Here is a 15,210-nt window from a genome sequence, read left to right as displayed (position 1 = left end):
AATGTTATAAAGTCCTTCCTTTGGAACGTTAAACTCAAATTCTACCTCATTATTTTCTTTAAGATGTATAACATCCTTATAATATCCAAAGGCCTTTTCTTTTTTATGACTTCAGCCCCATTTGATAGGATAAATGTTGATGGAGTAATAGATATTACTCCATCAACATCCATAAGGCCTCTATCTTGCCAATCCTTTAATACTGTAGAATATTTGTTTTCTACTATTTCCTCAGCATAAACATATTTAATTTGCAAAACTAGAGCAATGATAGTTATAAGACATAAAAGTAAGGATTTTTTAAACTTAAGCAAGATATTCTGCCTCCTCAAATTTATTTAGTTAGTTTCTTTATAATTTCTGATGCCTTTTGATATTCTTGATTAGCAAGCTTATTTAGCTGTGCTGCATAGTCTGATATATTAACGTTTCCTCTCATGCTGTTCCAAATAACATCTCCAATGCTTGCATTTGCCTTGTCTCCAACCTTTATACCAGTTGGTGCAGTCCATCTTGAAGGAATGTAACCTGGAACTATCTTAACTCCTTCTATTATTCCATTAGTCATAGATTGATAAGCTTCTTTTAATCCTGGGTATCTTAATTTACCCATAAAGAATTTGTTTAATATGCTTTGTTCTGTTGTAAGTGGAAGTGAAGTCCATTCACCCTTAGTATCAAGCTCTATTCTCTTTAAAATACCAGCATGGGCAAAGGTTATATATCTTGCAAATTCATATGCTTCCTTAGGATGCTTTGTTGTCTTTGAAATTATCATAAAGTCTCCAACAACTGGTGTTCTTCCTCCAGGAACCCCTATGAACCTGCTGTTAAACTTCAAGCTCTTGAATCCTTTTATGTCCCATGTTCCTGACCATCTTACTGCAATTTTTCCTGCGTTCCAAGCATCTCCATACCATCCAGCGTTTAATTTTTTCTTTTGTTCAGCACTTAAACTATCAAATACATATTTATTAGTGTATAAATCTTTAGCAATTCTTACGCCTTGAATGAAGGCAGGATCGTTTAAGTTGTATTTTGAACCATCCCATGTATACCAGCCAAGCTTTTTATTAACTGCTGCTGGATACCATTCAGGAATTTGAACTTCTTCTGCAAGACCAATTACTAAATCTTGTGGTTTGTTTAATTTCTTTATTGAAGCTAAGAAATCCTGCATCTTTGGTGCAAATGGCAATGTCTTTTGATTGTATTTTTTAAATAAATCGTCGTTTACAAAGTATCCCATAAAGTAAATTCCTGCAGGAACTGCATAAACCCCATTACCATAATATGTTGCATTTCTTATAGGTGCAGGAATGTGGTTCCATTCCTTATCATTTTGAACATAACTTTTAATATTTAATGCCCAGTTATTTGTTAATGCCATTGGTATATTTGGTATCATTATAACATCTGGAAGTTTTCCTGCTGCAGCAGCTGCTGTTAACGACTTTTCATAGTTACCATAATCCACATTGTTTGCAATTTGAATCTTGATGTTTGGATGTGTTGCCTCAAAGGCCTTGATTATTTTCTTTTCAATGTCGCTTCCTATGTTCCAGTTAGCATAGGTTATAACTACTGGTTCTGATGCCTTTGCCTTAACAGAAAGCTTTACTCCCCTAGGACAGAGACTAAAGTTAGAACAGCAACTAGCATCAAACTTAAAGATTTTTGAATTTTAACATTTAAAAACCCTCCCCTATTTTATATTTAATCATTTGCCTTTGCAAATGATTTTAACTAACCTAAAATAACCTTTACATGATGTTCTTTTCCATCATTAAATTCAGGAATTAAATTTCCTTCTATTGCTTTTCCATCAACATATATTTCTTTTACTCCATAACTTACGTTATTCTTGTTTTCAACTTCAATTACATAAGTGGCTCCTCTGAATTTTCTTCTATAGGTAAATCCATCCCATTCCTTTGGAATGCAAGGATCAATCCTTAATCCGTCTATTTCTGGTCTTACGCCTAATATCCAGTGGGTAGCTACCCTGTGGAGCCATTGTGAAGATCCTGTATACCAAGTCCATCCTCCACGTCCATAGTAAGGTGATATCGGCCCATCGCTGTTTCCAGGTGTTACATAGGGCTCGCCCATATATTTATCTATATCCTTTGACCTGTTTGGAGGACAAATTCTTCTATAGGCTTCATAGGCAAGTTCAGCATCCTTCATGAGGGCATAAGCCCAAACCGCCCATGTTGCTGCATGTGTGTAAACCCCACCATTTTCTCTAAGGCCTGGAGCATATCTTGTTATATATCCTATATCTGTTCTTGGCTTAGTATAAGCTGGATATAATAAGAGTGCACCATAATCCTTTAGAAGATATTTAGTAACTGAATCCATCGCTATCTTTGCTCTATCGTCATCTGCTATACCGCTTATTACCGCCCAAAGCTGAGGATTTAAGAATATCTTTCCTTCTTCATTTTCCTTTGAACCTACCTTTTCCCATCCATCAGTTGTTGCCTGCAAATACCATTCTCCATCCCAGCCATATTTATTTATTGCTTCCTTTAAATTTTCTATAACATCCCTAGTCTTTTCAACGAATTTATAATCCTCCCTCATTTCAGAAACCTTGACAAAATCAACAAGTATCTTATATAAAAACTCTGCAACCCAAAAACTTTCTCCCTTCCATTCGTTTCCTACTGCGCTTAAGCCGTCGTTCCAGTCATGGTCTCCCATAAGAGGAATTCCTCTTGGTGAGAACTTAGAATAAGCTCTTTCTATTGCCCTTTTGCAGTGTTCATAAGCGGTAGCTTCTCCACCATCAAGGAAAGGAACTACTTCATCATAAATTGAAAAGTCTTTGGTTTCCTTTACATAAGCATCGGTTATGAATGGAAGCCATAAAGGTCATCGGAGCATCTTGTCCTTGGTCCACCTCCCCTTATTGTAAACCACCAGTGGAGGACATCTCCTTCATTAAGCTGTTGGGACGCATGAAGAAGAATTTGCCTTCTTGCAAGTTCTGGTTTGTTTATGAGGAATATCTGGCTGTCCTGTAATTGATCTCTGTATCCGTATCCTGCTGATACCTGATAGTATCCTGATTTTCCCCATAGTCTGCAGGAGATAGACTGATACTTAAGCCAATAATTTGTCATAATATTCATTGCTTCATCTGGAGTATTTATTTCTTCTGTGTCAATGAATTCAGACCAGAACTTTTTAACTTCTTCAAATTGCTCCTTTGCTGCTTCAACGCTTGTAAATTTAGATATTAGCTCATCAACATTTTCATCCTTAATATGGGCTGCACCTATTGTGAATACTATTGTTTTTGATTCTCCCTTATCAAGGCTTACCTCAACTTGTAAAGATGCAATTGCATCCGTAAACCTTCCCCATCTTCCCATTAGTTTTTCCATTTGCATTGCTTGTGGGTTTTGTTCTGAACCATACATTCCTATAAAGGATTCCTTATCGCATTCAAAGGATTTTACCCTTTCACTTGCAGCATGGAAGGCAATATATTCCCAGCTTGTATTATTATGTCTTCCCTTTTCATCAGCAAATTGTCCTAGGTATTTTTCAGCTTTTATTGCATTTTTCCCTCATAAAAGGTTGGGTTTATGAAAAGCTTATGAAATTCCCTATGTTCATCTGGAAAATTTCCTAAAACCCATTCAAAATATGTAGTTATATCAAGGTTTCTTTTCTTATCATCTAAATTTGTTAAGGTGATTTCCATTATTTCCACCGGATAGTTAGGAACAACAAAAACCTTCATCGTGCTTAAAATATTGTCAACTTTGTGTTTAAATATAGAATATCCTATTCCATGAACGACTTCATACTCTTGATATTCAGCCATAACAGGCTTCCATGCAGCAGACCAAAACTTTTTAGAATCAATATCACGAATATAAACATACTTTCCCCAAGAATCCTTAATAAGATCTTGGAAGGATCTTGTTATTCTGTTTTGTCCTGCATTCCCTCTCCATGAGTATCCACTTCCTGTGTGGGATACTATCATAGAATAATCTCCATTGCTTATAACGTTTACCCAAGGCCTTGGAGTCTTAGGATTTGTTATAACGTATTCCCTTCCTCCATTTGCAAAATATCCGTATTTACTTTCAAACAATTTTTTCTCCATTCCAACCACCCTATATAAATATTTTTATTTCCTTTTCTTTTGAGTTTTTAAATATATATTTATATCCTTCTAAATCTTCAAACAATTCAAAATCCACTCCATCTTGTATTTTTACCTTGTTTGTAAATTTTATTATTTCTAAATCCTGAATAAGTTTAAGCGTTATAAAGTCTTCATCCCTTTTGATTATTTCACAAGTTGAATAGACTAACTTACAGTTATCTTTTAATTTATAATCTAAAAGGAGCAACAAACCGCTTTTTGGATTTACGCTAATTTTATGTCCATCAAATAAAACCTTGTCATCCAAAGTAATCTTTTCACTCTTTGAAAAATCATCGTAATTATTTATAAATAAGAATTTTGTATCTGTTTTTGGATCTTTTCTTATCCAAACGTCCAAAAACTCTTCTGTTTTAGTAATTGGTTTAACCCCCGCTCTTTCAGCCAATCTTTTACTACATCAATTTTAAACTCCTGTTCAAGTTCAAATCCTGCACCGCAAACAATAACCCTTCCATTTCCTATTTTCTTCTCGAAGGCACAGCATCTTCCTGAAGCATCATCAATATATCCAAATGGAATAATACCTTTGCCTTCATAAACTTCAGCATAATGTGTGCTTATTGAATCTATCCCATCTAAAGATACAAAATTCCACTCTACTTTTTCCTTTATATCCACATCCATATAATCCTTTAATACAGTGCACGCATTTCCCTTAAGGTCCCTCGTTGGGATTGAAGGGAATAAAATTAGAGTTCCTCCACCCTCAATATACTGAACTAATCTTCTTTGAACATCCTCATCCATCCATTCCGTTGAAAACACCCAAAGGGAGCCGATATCATTTGGATTGATAATTCCTTCTTTTTTACGTCATATCCACCAAAGGTTATATTATTTAACGCAAGTCCTTTTCCTATGCCATCAAATAAGAAGGAATCCCTAAAATGCTTTATTCTAGAATAAACATATCTTGTATACTCATTGCTATATTCCGTCATATAATAATCCGGATAAAAACCCAAATATGTATTATAAATTGGTTTTGATTCTAAGAGCTCCTTTTCAAAGGCATTGATAATTTTACTTAGATGCTTTATAACATAATAATGCCTTCTTAAGGAACCGTCCATCCCTACAGGTGCCTGCCAGTCATGTCTTCTGCCTAAAAGTCCTATGTTTTCGTAGTTTTCTCCACCAACAAACATATAGTAATTAATTGCATTCATTCCATTTGCAATACATAATCTAGACGTTAAATCGAATGTTGATGGCTGCAATTTGGGTTTATTAATTTGAAATCCACCTTGGAACTCTGCCGAAAAGAGAGGTTGATCTGGAGATTGAATTGCTAGGGTAAATGCATTGGATAGTGTTATGTCTGAGAAGTTGTCGTAAACTATATTTCCTATGTAATAATCACCTGCGATTATTGCATCATCTATTTCTGCTGTTTTGTAAAGCTGCGAAAGTCCAATTGGATAATTTTTACCGCGCTTTGCGTATTCTACCATGTCAAAGCCATGGATATTAATAACAAACGGCACCTCAACCCCATACTTTACGGCAATTTCTTTTATAGTTTTTAGATATTCTTTAAAGTATTCCCTCATAAAGAGCATGTATTCATTCTGTATTTTTAAACCTAAATCTTCATTTGGATTTTTTATTATTTCCTTTGCTTCATCGTATGAATCGATGTTAAATATCTCTTTTAGATCTTCTATGCTATATTTGTTTTTTAAATAGCTAACAAAATAATGGAGAGTTATATCGCTAAAATCCCCTGCCCAGTTACCCAATGAAGCATCCCAACTTCATTGTCAAGCTGAAACATCATTATAGGTCCATCTTTTGTTACTTGCATTGGAGCAAGCACTTTACAAACTTCCCTATACCAATCGTCAACCTTTTTAAAAAATCAGGGTGCATATAGGAAACTACTCTTGTTGGATGATTTTCCCCATTTTGCTTTTTGGCAATTACCTGAGGATACTTTTCATATATCCAATGGGGTAATCCTTCGTTCTTTATTTCCGACATTATATATGGACCTGGCCTTACTAATAAATAAAGGCCTTCTTCTTTTACAAGCTCTATAAAAGATTTAAGATCCCTCTCGGGTGTAATCCTTCCTTCAAAATCGAAGTTTCCTTCTTCCCCTTCATGCCATATCCAAGGAATGTAAGTGCTAATTAAATTACACCCTGCATCTTTTATCTTTTTATTCTATCCCTCCATAAAGCTTTTGGGACTCTAAAGTAGTGAAATTCTCCTCCAAATAAGAATTTTTCCTCACCATTTACATAAACAATTCCCTTTTCAATTTTAACTGCATCTTTAACTATGTTTATCCCTCCCGAAATTTTATAAAAACGTTTCGACTATATTTTTATTATATCAGCATAACTTCTCTATATCAACATAATTTTCCTTTATATTATCCTCAATTTTCTTAACATTCCTTCATTTTCCGAAAAATATGTTGTAAAATCTTAAAATTATTTAACAACCTTTAATTCTTTTTCTAATCCTTCGACACTATTTGGTCCAATCCAAATCTTAAAAGTTCCAGGTTCAACTACAAAATTATAATCCTTATCTAAAAGCGCAAGTTCCTTTTCACCTATTTCAAACTCAACTTCCTTTACTTCCCTGGCTTTAAGCTTATCTTTTAAATCCTTTTAACTCTTTTACTGGTCTTGTTATAGATGCTGAAATATCCCTTATGTAAAGCTGAACTATTTCCTCGCCTTCTCTATCTCCTACATTTTTAATCTTGGCTTTAGCTGTCATTTTTTCACCTAATTTGATTTCTTCCTTTGAAAGTTCTAAGTCCAAATATTCAAATTTAGTATAGCTAAGTCCATATCCAAAAGGATATAAAGGCGTTTCTTCCACATCGAGATATTTTTTAAAGGTTGGCCTTCCCGTATTTTTATGATTGTAATATATAGGGATTTGTCCTACACATCTTGGAAATGTTATAGTAAGTTTTCCTGAAGGATTAAAGTCCCCAAACAAGATATCTGCAATGGCATTGCCGCTTTGTTCCCCTAAATGCCAAGCCTCAACTATTGCAGGAAGGTGTTTATCCTCCCATTCAAGGGTTAAAGGCCTTCCATTCATTAAAACCAAAACAACCCTTTTATTTACCTTTAAAATTTCCTCTAAAAGCATTTTTGTGGTTTGGGAATATCCAAATATGCCCTATTGTTATTTTCCCCGCTCATATTTCCTGCTTCACCTAAAACCATTACAACAACTTCTGAATCCTTTGCCACTTTTTTGCTTCTTCTATTCCCCCATCAATCTCTTCTAATATTTCGCATCCCTTAGAATAGTTTATATCTACGTCCTCTGATAATTTAGATTTTATTCCTTCTAACACAGTAACTACGTTCTTTGGATCACCTTTACATGCCCAGCATCCTAAAGGATTCACCTTATCATCTACAAGGGGTCCAATTAATGCTATGCTTTTTATGTTTTTACTTAATGGTAAAATTCCATCGTTTTTTAACAAAACAATTGATTTTCTTGCAGCTTCAAGGGCAACATCTATGTATTTTTTATTTCTAATCACTTTTTCACTTAGCTTTTCATCAATTTCACTTATATTAAACAAATTAAGTGCCAATTTAAGAGCAATAATTCTTTCTGCCGCTTCATCTATTAAGGCTTCATCAACAAGCCCTTCTTTAACAAGGTTATATAAATTCTCCTCATATGTTCCAGAATTCATATCAATGTCAACACCAGCTTTTATCCCTTTATAGGCAGCCTCCTTTTTATCTTCAGCAAATCCATGGTCAATTAGCTCCTCAACAGACTCCCAATCGCTTACAACAACTCCTTTAAAATTAAGCTCATCCCTTAAAACTTTTCTTAACATATACTCGTTCCCTGAGAGGGGTTCACCATTAAGGTCATTAAAGGAACACATTATAGCCCCACAGCCTTCTTCAATTGCTGCTTTAAATGGCGGAAGGTAAACTTCCCTTATCGTCCCTTCTGAAACATCAGCACCGTTATAATCCCTACCACCTTCAGCAGCACCATAGGCTATATAATGCTTTGCACATGCCGTTACAAAAGGCCTATCATTCCAGTTATTTCTTTGATATCCTCTAACCCTTGCCTTTGCTATTTCTGAACCTAAATACGGATCTTCTCCAGCACCTTCGGCAACTCTTCCCCATCTTGGATCCCTTGCTATATCAATCATAGGAGCAAATATCATGTTTATTCCTTCGCTGGATGCTTCCTCAGAGGATATTGCACAGGTTTCTTCTATAAGCTCTAAATCAAAGCTGCAGCTTAAGGCAAGAGGTATTGGAAATATGGTTTTATACCCATGAATTACATCATCGCCTATAATCAAAGGTATTTTGCAGTCGGAATTTAAAATCTCCCTTTGAAGTTCATTTATATTTTTGCTCCGCTGACATTTAAAAAAGAGCCTATTTGTCCTTTTTAACTAAATCCCATTGTCTTTCTTTTAATTTACCATACTGAACAAGTTGTCCTATTTTTTCTTCTAAGGTCATATTTTTAACTATTTCTCTTGCTTTTTTAGTAGTTTTTCATTTACCATATAATCATCCTTTCCTTTCTGCAGTTGAATCCCTTATGACTAATTCAACATCTAAAGTTATATTGCTTCCTTTGATATTTCTTTTAATTAAATTAAAGAGCATATGGGCTGAAAAGGAACCTAATTCATACATAGGTCTTCTTATTGTAGTAAGCTTAGGTTCAATATAAGATGCTGCTAAAATATCATCAAATCCAACGATTGAAATATCCTTTGGAACCTCTAACCCCTTTTCCTTTAATACCCTTATTGCACCTATTGCCATCTCATCGTTAGCTGCAAAAAGCCGTCGGGATGTCATCACTATTTTCCATAAAATTCTTTATAGCTTCATATCCAGATTGTTCAGTAAAGTCACCATCAAGCACAAAATTTTCATTGAGTTCTAGTCCAAAATTTTCTATAGCCTTTACGTAACCTTGGAACCTACAAATATTATCATAGGATTCCTTTACACCGCTTATAAATCCAATCTTTTTATGTCCAAGATCCACAAGATGTTTAACTGCTTCAAAGGCACCCTTTTCATTGTCTATAAGGACACTGCATAAATCTAATCCATCTAACTTTCTATCAAGTAAAACTATTGGAAAATCCTCGTTGCTAATTTCAATAATGTCGCTATCGGTAATTATCGGAGTCATAATTATTGCACCATCAACTATCTTTTCCTTTAAAAAGTTTATAGATGATGCCCTGCCATATCCTGATTCGCAGAAAATAAGTAAATTATATCCAAACATATAAGCAACATCTTGAATACCCTTAACCAATCTATCATAAAAAGGACCATTTATTTCATGAACTATTAATGCTATAAGATCCGTTTTTGACTTTTTTAAGTTTTGTGCAAGATTATTGGGGACATAATTTAGCTTTTTGCTGCCTCTAAAACCTTTTCCTTTGTTTTTTCACTTACTTTATTGCTTCCATTCAAAGCATAAGATGCAGTAGATAATGAAACCCCTGCAAGCTTTGCAACATCCTTTATTGTAGCCAAAACCATTCCTCCCTTTCGAAACGTTTCATAATTTTATTTTATATTATGTGTAAAAAATTCAATATTAAATGTTATATTTTAGCATATAAATTGTCATTATTTCCTTTTAAGCCTTATAAATTCCTTTATAGTAAAATTATATTGTTAATTTTTCCAAACTATGCTAATATAATTACGAAACGTTTCACTATGATAAGGTGGTGAGTTTTATGATTGAAATAAAAAACAAACAAATAATAATCGATGGTAAACCTCGAATAATAATCTCTGGAGAAATCCATTACTTTAGACTTAAAAGGAAGGACTGGGAAGATAGGATAGCCAAATTAAAACAAGCCGGATGTAATGCTGTAGCTTCCTATGTTCCATGGATATGCCATGAACCAGAGGAAGGTAAGATTGACCTTGACGGAAAAACTAGGCCTGAACTCGATCTTGGAGGATTTATAGATTTATGTAAAGATAATGGACTATATTTTATTTTAAGACCAGGTCCTTTCATCATGGCTGAAATGAAAAATGAAGGTATTCCCTATTGGGTTTATAAAAAACATCCTGAAATAGTTCCAAAAACATGGGATAATAAAACAACCCACAAAAAATCTGTTGATTATTTGGCACCTTCTTTTTTAGATGAAGTTAAAAAATGGTATAAGGAAGTTATGTCGGTTATAGTTCCTAGGCTTTATAATAATGGGGGCAATATAATTGGTATCCAGCTTGATAACGAAATTGGAATGCTACAATGGGTAAGCAACACTCCTGATCTTTCCGATTCCGTTCTTTCAGATTTTACTCTTTGGTTAAAAAGGAAGTATTCTGAAGAGGAATTAATAAAAAGATATCCTTTTAGCTTAGACAATGAAGATATAAGAAACTCTAAAATCCGTTCACCTGAAGAGGGATATTCTCTGCAGCTTTTACACGATTTAGGTTATTTTATGAGAAAAAGGTTTGCAGATTACGTTTCGACTTTACGTTCTTTTGCAGAAGAATTCGGGGCTAAAGATATTCCTTTTATAGTAAACATTCATGGAACCGGTGGTGGAAGAGGATTTACCTTCCCAATCGGCATTAGTCAATTATATGAATCCTATACTCAGGATAAAGGATATATTTCAGGTTCTGATATATATTTAGGAGATTTAAAATTAAACAATTTTCAAGACCTATATATAATAAATAATTTTATGGACGCAGTTCATAATGAGGATCAGCCTCTTACTTCAATGGAGTTTGAATGCGGTGATGGAAATTATGGTGACAATTTCTCCACCAGATATGATCCTTCTGCTGTTGATTTTAAAATGAGGATGTGCATAGCTCAAGGAAATAGATTGATAAACAATTATCTCTTTGCAGGAGGCTATAATTACAGACTTAATGAAAAAATAAACGATGGAAATGATAGAATAGCTTTTACTGGAGAAAGACACGGCTTTGCAGCACCAATAAGCCCTGAAGGAAAATTAAATTATACATATCCTAGAATGTCAAGGGTAATAAAAACACTTCTTGCAGTAGAAGAAAAAATAGCTACTATGCAGGAGGAGAGGGATAATATTTATTTTGCCTTCATTCCAGATTACTACATGACCGAATACTTTTATCCTGGCAGCAACAAAATGAAGGAATTTAAAGCTAGTATAGAAATTAACCGCGGATACAATGCCTGGGAAACTCTTGGAAAAGGATTATTACTTTCAAACTTTAGATTTAAGTCTATTGACATTCAGAATAGGGGCATTAATTTAAGCCAAAATGATGTTCTTATAATTCCAACTTCTAGATATTTAAGTAGAAAAATTCAAACTAAGCTGCTCGAATTTGTAGAAAAAGGTGGAAATGCACTAATATATGGTGAGCTTCCTCAATTTGATATGGAGGGAAATGAATGCTCAATATTAAAAGATGCCCTTAAAGTAGAACATATAAATTATTATAATTCATCAGAAGATTTCTTTTTGTCCATATATCCAGAGGATTATTTAAACTTCCTTCCAGAAATAAGAACCGATTTTGCAGAAGCTATAAAAGTAGAGAAGGGCAAGCCTATTCTAAAAATCTATGGAACGGACGAAACTTGTGGAGTAGAATTAACTTACGGCAAAGGCAAAGTAGTTTTAATAACAGCCCACTATAACTGCAACTTAAACTTTATAAGAACCATTTTAAAAAGACTAGGTAAAGCTCCAAAACTAACCCATAATTTTGAAGATCACGGCATATTTATGACATCAACAATCAATAACCAAGGTGAAAGATTTATTCATATTTTAAATCTAGATGGTTTTGAGAAAAATATAAAGGTATTCGAAGATGATATTGCATTATTTGATGGATTAGAAATAAATCTTCAACCTCAAGATGCTCTTATGCTTCCGTTAAATGTTACCTTTGAAGACTTAACCATCCTTTATTCAACTGCAGAAATTATGGATATCTCTAAAGATAAGATACAGTTTAGATTAACTCAAAATAAGGATATAATCGCACTTGAAACCCAAAGGCAAATACTTCCTTCAAATGATTACATTATAAAGAAAGAAAATAATAAAACACTAATAATTTCACAAAAGAATTCTAAAATAGATAGCCTTCTTACAGTATATATAAAATAAATTGATACCCCCATAAAAGGCATAAACTTAAGTCAGATTGTAGACAAACCTTCTTTGGTTTTCAAACTTTGCAAGAGCCCTGTGAATGGATTTCAAAAAGGCATCTCTCATGAGCTTTAGTAATTCTTGCTTTTCGACTTTTCAAAAGTCCGTAATTCTGCACACGGAGGTGCAGAGCCGAGTGGCCGACACGGATGTCGGCTCACGAGGGTAGGACTTTGGAAACAAAGAAAAGCTTAGAATTGCTTAGCGAAATGAGCGAATGCCAGGGAAATCCTTCACAGGGCTTATCAAAAATAACTTTTTCAACAGTCTGACTTAAGTGTTTTACACTTAAGTTTTTGTCTTTTTTATATATATTCTAAATCAATAAAATAACTAATAATTGAAGAACAAAAACAATCTCAAAAGCCATTATAAAGTAAAAATACGCCAGTAAACCTTGAAAAAGGGTTGTATTAATCATAATGAGTAGTAACAATCCTATAAAAACAGCTATTAAATTCTGAATAAAGGTAAATTTACTAAATTTATTCTTATATTTAATTAATCTGAATATAAGAATAACAGTAATCAAGCATATCAACACGCTCTGAATTCGTAAGTTTTGTGAAGAAAATATCCCATTTTGATATTGGTATCTCATATAATAAACGTGATGATTAACACCAGCTTTTTGTCAGATAAATAACTTACAATATTAACGATTACTATTAATAAAATCTGCACTACACATAAAATTGCATATATGATTTTTTTATTAATGACAAATTATTTTTTGGTTCTCCTGTCTCATATTCATTGTTGTTATTACTCCATTCTATCCATCCATTACTATAAATTGAAATATTGTCAATACCCAAAACATTTGCATATGTCATAATCTCAGAAACTCTCCATCCACTTCCACAATATAATGAAAGATGTTTACTAGTATCTATTCCTGCCTTCTTCCAAAGATCTAATATTTCATAACCATTTCTCATGGTGCCATCAATGTTTCTATAATACTGAAGTGAATTTGAATCCCCTATACCTGCATATCCATAAACAGCAGTTGGAATACGTCCTTTTTATGATGATAACTATATCCTGAGCTTTTTCCAATATATTCTTCCCATGTTCTATTATCAACAAGCATAAATTCATCTGGCTTTTTCATACCAGCTTTAACTTCATCTATTGTATCGATAAGCTCAGGTCTTCCTGGAATTGGTGCACCAAATTCTTTAACAGGAGTTGGTTTGTTGCTCTTAGTTTCAACTTCATATCCTGCTAATTTCCAAGCAAGAAGTCCACCATTTAATACCCTAACATCATTAACACCCATATATCTTAAAACAACAGCCACACGATAAGCTGCCATAGGATTTTCACCTGTAACTATAACGGTATCATCCTTTGTAAAGCCATAATCAAGAGCAAATTTTTCAAGCTCTTTGTCACTTGCAAGCATCCAAGCTGGTGGTGGTTCTACAAGGTCAGTATTAATATGAAAACTTGTTGGAACATGTCCTTTAGCATAAGAATCTTTTTCTTCTCCCCAACTAGCTTCAACTATTTTAATTGTTTTAGCATTTTCAAAAGTCTCTGGTTTCTTTCCATCTAAAATATCTTTTACTATAGCAGCAGGAACGATTAAATGATAGTTTTTAAATTTTTCAAGTGGAAGGGAATCATCATTAGCCCATTGTTTTATGTCATATATGTAAATATTATTATATCCTTTACTTTTTAAGTAATTTGCAACTTCTGTAGCATCCTTACCATTTGCATCATACAAAACTATATTCTTATCCGGTGTTATATTCTTTGATTTTAGAGTATCATCTAATATTTTTTCCTTATCCTTAACATCTACCTTTAGCCAATTAGCAGAGAAATCCACAGCATTAGGAATATGTCCCCCTCTTTTTACTCCATCCAGTTTCCAACCATTGAAAACATCATTAATTCTTGTATCAACAAGCACATATTGGCTATCATTGATTTTGTCTTTTAATTCTTCAGTTGAGATGGTATTAAAACCTGAAGTTTTTGTTTGATTTTGTTTAGAACAACCTGAAAATAAGAAAAACGTTAATAGAATTGCTAGAAACAGTGAAAAGTATTTTTTCAATTTTATCCCTCCTTAACTTAAGCCTAGGTTAATTTTATTACGAAATGACGTTTAAAGTAAAATAGATAAACTATATTTGCATTTTATTTATTATTTATATTTTCTATAAATATGGTTTAAGTAAAAAATAAAGAGGTTAACTGTTTTGCAGTTAACCTCTTTTTAAACTTGGTGACCCCTAGGGATTCGAACCCCTGTTACCACCGTGAAAGGGTGGTGTCTTAACCACTTGACCAAGGGGCCAAAATCTTAAACTTAAGTGCCAGGCACTTAAGTTTAAGTTGTTACCCGGCAGTCACCTACTCTCCCAGGCCGTCTCCAGCCTAATACCATCGGCGTAGGTAGGCTTAACCTTCGTGTTCGGAATGGGAACGGGTGTTTCCCTACCTCCATTACCACCGGATTTCACTGCACAATAAGATCAAGCCCTCGACCTATTAGTACCAGTCAGCTAAACGCCTTACGACGCTTACACCTCTGGCCTATCTACCTGGTAGTCTTCCAGGGGTCTTACCGCTTCCGCGTGGGAAATCTCATCTTGGGGTGGGCTTCGCGCTTAGATGCCTTCAGCGCTTATCCCTTCCGAACTTGGCTACCCAGCTGTGCCATTGGCATGACAACTGGTGCACCAGAGGTTCGTCCATCCCGGTCCTCTCATACTAAGGACAGCTCCCCTCAAATTTCCTACGCCCGCGACGGATAGGGACCGAGCTGTCTCACGACGTTCTGAACCCAGCT

The 15,210-nt window shown here is 34.2% G+C and carries 13 protein-coding genes, 1 tRNA gene, 2 rRNA genes and 4 pseudogenes (1 of these 20 cut by a window edge); 1 reads left to right on the top strand and 19 read right to left on the bottom strand.

Annotated features, from left to right (window positions below; translation table 11 throughout):
* Nucleotides 1–41: 41 nt before the first annotated feature.
* The 15 genes and pseudogenes from PWK10_RS15585 to PWK10_RS15515 all read right to left on the bottom strand — a co-directional run bounded on the left by PWK10_RS15585 (nucleotide 42) and on the right by PWK10_RS15515 (nucleotide 9,732).
* Nucleotides 42–314: a hypothetical protein gene (locus PWK10_RS15585; RefSeq protein ID WP_274766661.1), complete on the bottom strand. Its 273-nt coding sequence runs from the start codon at nucleotides 312–314 to the stop codon at nucleotides 42–44.
* 20 nt (nucleotides 315–334) lie between these two features.
* Nucleotides 335–1,546: an ABC transporter substrate-binding protein gene (locus PWK10_RS15580; RefSeq protein WP_342455816.1), complete on the bottom strand. Its 1,212-nt coding sequence runs from the start codon at nucleotides 1,544–1,546 to the stop codon at nucleotides 335–337.
* A 200-nt stretch (nucleotides 1,547–1,746) separates the two neighbouring features.
* Complete coding sequence (locus tag PWK10_RS15575; protein WP_274768322.1) at nucleotides 1,747–2,823, bottom strand: GH36-type glycosyl hydrolase domain-containing protein; 1,077 nt, start codon at nucleotides 2,821–2,823, stop codon at nucleotides 1,747–1,749.
* 35 nt (nucleotides 2,824–2,858) lie between these two features.
* A complete protein-coding gene (locus tag PWK10_RS15570; RefSeq protein WP_274768321.1) occupies nucleotides 2,859–3,569 on the bottom strand; it encodes a GH36-type glycosyl hydrolase domain-containing protein in 711 nt (236 codons plus the stop codon).
* On the bottom strand, nucleotides 3,566–4,129 hold the full coding sequence (locus tag PWK10_RS15565; RefSeq protein ID WP_274766660.1) for a hypothetical protein: 564 nt from the start codon (nucleotides 4,127–4,129) through the stop codon (nucleotides 3,566–3,568). Before PWK10_RS15565 ends, PWK10_RS15570 begins: the two co-directional genes overlap by 4 nt.
* A 10-nt stretch (nucleotides 4,130–4,139) precedes the next feature.
* On the bottom strand, nucleotides 4,140–4,580 hold the full coding sequence (locus tag PWK10_RS15560; RefSeq protein ID WP_274766659.1) for a hypothetical protein: 441 nt from the start codon (nucleotides 4,578–4,580) through the stop codon (nucleotides 4,140–4,142).
* Nucleotides 4,517–4,942, bottom strand: coding sequence for a hypothetical protein (locus PWK10_RS15555; protein ID WP_274766658.1), 426 nt, complete (start codon nucleotides 4,940–4,942; stop codon nucleotides 4,517–4,519). Before PWK10_RS15555 ends, PWK10_RS15560 begins: the two co-directional genes overlap by 64 nt.
* Nucleotides 4,915–5,937, bottom strand: coding sequence for a beta-galactosidase (locus PWK10_RS15550; protein WP_274766657.1), 1,023 nt, complete (start codon nucleotides 5,935–5,937; stop codon nucleotides 4,915–4,917). Before PWK10_RS15550 ends, PWK10_RS15555 begins: the two co-directional genes overlap by 28 nt.
* Nucleotides 5,904–6,002 (bottom strand): hypothetical protein, encoded by a 99-nt coding sequence (locus PWK10_RS20170; RefSeq protein WP_446715266.1) that lies wholly within the window; start codon nucleotides 6,000–6,002, stop codon nucleotides 5,904–5,906. Before PWK10_RS20170 ends, PWK10_RS15550 begins: the two co-directional genes overlap by 34 nt.
* A pseudogene (locus tag PWK10_RS15545) lies at nucleotides 5,993–6,450 on the bottom strand (beta-galactosidase). The gene PWK10_RS20170 and the pseudogene PWK10_RS15545 overlap by 10 nt, the downstream one beginning before the upstream one ends.
* A gap of 186 nt (nucleotides 6,451–6,636) precedes the next feature.
* Nucleotides 6,637–6,792 (bottom strand): annotated as a pseudogene (locus tag PWK10_RS20165) (fibronectin type III-like domain-contianing protein); the annotation flags it as partial.
* 10 nt (nucleotides 6,793–6,802) lie between these two features.
* Nucleotides 6,803–7,315 (bottom strand): glycoside hydrolase family 3 C-terminal domain-containing protein, encoded by a 513-nt coding sequence (locus PWK10_RS15540; RefSeq protein ID WP_274766656.1) that lies wholly within the window; start codon nucleotides 7,313–7,315, stop codon nucleotides 6,803–6,805.
* Between the two features lie 76 nt (nucleotides 7,316–7,391).
* Nucleotides 7,392–8,525, bottom strand: a complete 1,134-nt coding sequence (locus PWK10_RS20160; protein ID WP_446715389.1) for a glycoside hydrolase family 3 protein — start codon at nucleotides 8,523–8,525, stop codon at nucleotides 7,392–7,394.
* A 211-nt stretch (nucleotides 8,526–8,736) separates the two neighbouring features.
* Nucleotides 8,737–9,505: pseudogene (locus tag PWK10_RS15520) on the bottom strand (LacI family DNA-binding transcriptional regulator).
* Nucleotides 9,506–9,603: 98 nt separating this feature from the next.
* Nucleotides 9,604–9,732 carry a LacI family DNA-binding transcriptional regulator gene (locus PWK10_RS15515; RefSeq protein ID WP_274766653.1) on the bottom strand — a complete coding sequence of 43 codons (129 nt, stop codon included), beginning with the start codon at nucleotides 9,730–9,732 and terminating at the stop codon, nucleotides 9,604–9,606.
* Nucleotides 9,733–9,941: 209 nt separating this feature from the next.
* Here PWK10_RS15515 and PWK10_RS15510 point away from each other — a divergent pair, with 209 nt between their 5' ends.
* The gene (locus PWK10_RS15510) at nucleotides 9,942–12,353 is read left to right on the top strand and encodes a beta-galactosidase (protein ID WP_274766652.1); all 2,412 of its coding nucleotides are present in this window, start codon (nucleotides 9,942–9,944) and stop codon (nucleotides 12,351–12,353) included.
* A gap of 728 nt (nucleotides 12,354–13,081) precedes the next feature.
* On the opposite strand, the pseudogene PWK10_RS15500 reads toward PWK10_RS15510, so the two are convergent.
* From PWK10_RS15500 to PWK10_RS15485, 4 genes and pseudogenes are all read right to left on the bottom strand, one after another.
* Nucleotides 13,082–14,478: pseudogene (locus tag PWK10_RS15500) on the bottom strand (sulfurtransferase).
* 163 nt (nucleotides 14,479–14,641) lie between these two features.
* Nucleotides 14,642–14,715, bottom strand: a tRNA-Glu gene (locus tag PWK10_RS15495).
* A gap of 43 nt (nucleotides 14,716–14,758) precedes the next feature.
* A 5S ribosomal RNA gene (rrf, locus tag PWK10_RS15490) occupies nucleotides 14,759–14,875 on the bottom strand.
* Nucleotides 14,876–14,889: 14 nt separating this feature from the next.
* A 23S ribosomal RNA gene (locus PWK10_RS15485) occupies nucleotides 14,890–15,210 on the bottom strand; it runs 2,556 nt beyond the window's last position.

The organism is Caloramator sp. Dgby_cultured_2 (assembly GCF_028872215.1).
Classification (GTDB): Bacteria; Bacillota; Clostridia; order Clostridiales; family Caloramatoraceae; genus Caloramator; species Caloramator australicus.
The sequence above is the reverse complement of the archived record's forward strand: the minus strand, read 5'-3'. Positions and strand labels throughout refer to the sequence as shown.

Excerpts from the sequence above, each read along its gene's own strand:
- PWK10_RS15565 (WP_274766660.1), bottom strand. The coding sequence starts at position 4,129 with ATGGAGAAAAAATTGTTTGAAAGTAAATACGGATATTTTGCAAATGGA.
- PWK10_RS15540 (WP_274766656.1), bottom strand. The coding sequence starts at position 7,315 with ATGCTTTTAGAGGAAATTTTAAAGGTAAATAAAAGGGTTGTTTTGGTT.
- PWK10_RS20170 (WP_446715266.1), bottom strand. The coding sequence starts at position 6,002 with ATGCAAGTAACAAAAGATGGACCTATAATGATGTTTCAGCTTGACAAT.
- PWK10_RS15510 (WP_274766652.1), top strand. The coding sequence starts at position 9,942 with ATGATTGAAATAAAAAACAAACAAATAATAATCGATGGTAAACCTCGA.
- PWK10_RS15555 (WP_274766658.1), bottom strand. The coding sequence starts at position 4,942 with ATGGATGAGGATGTTCAAAGAAGATTAGTTCAGTATATTGAGGGTGGA.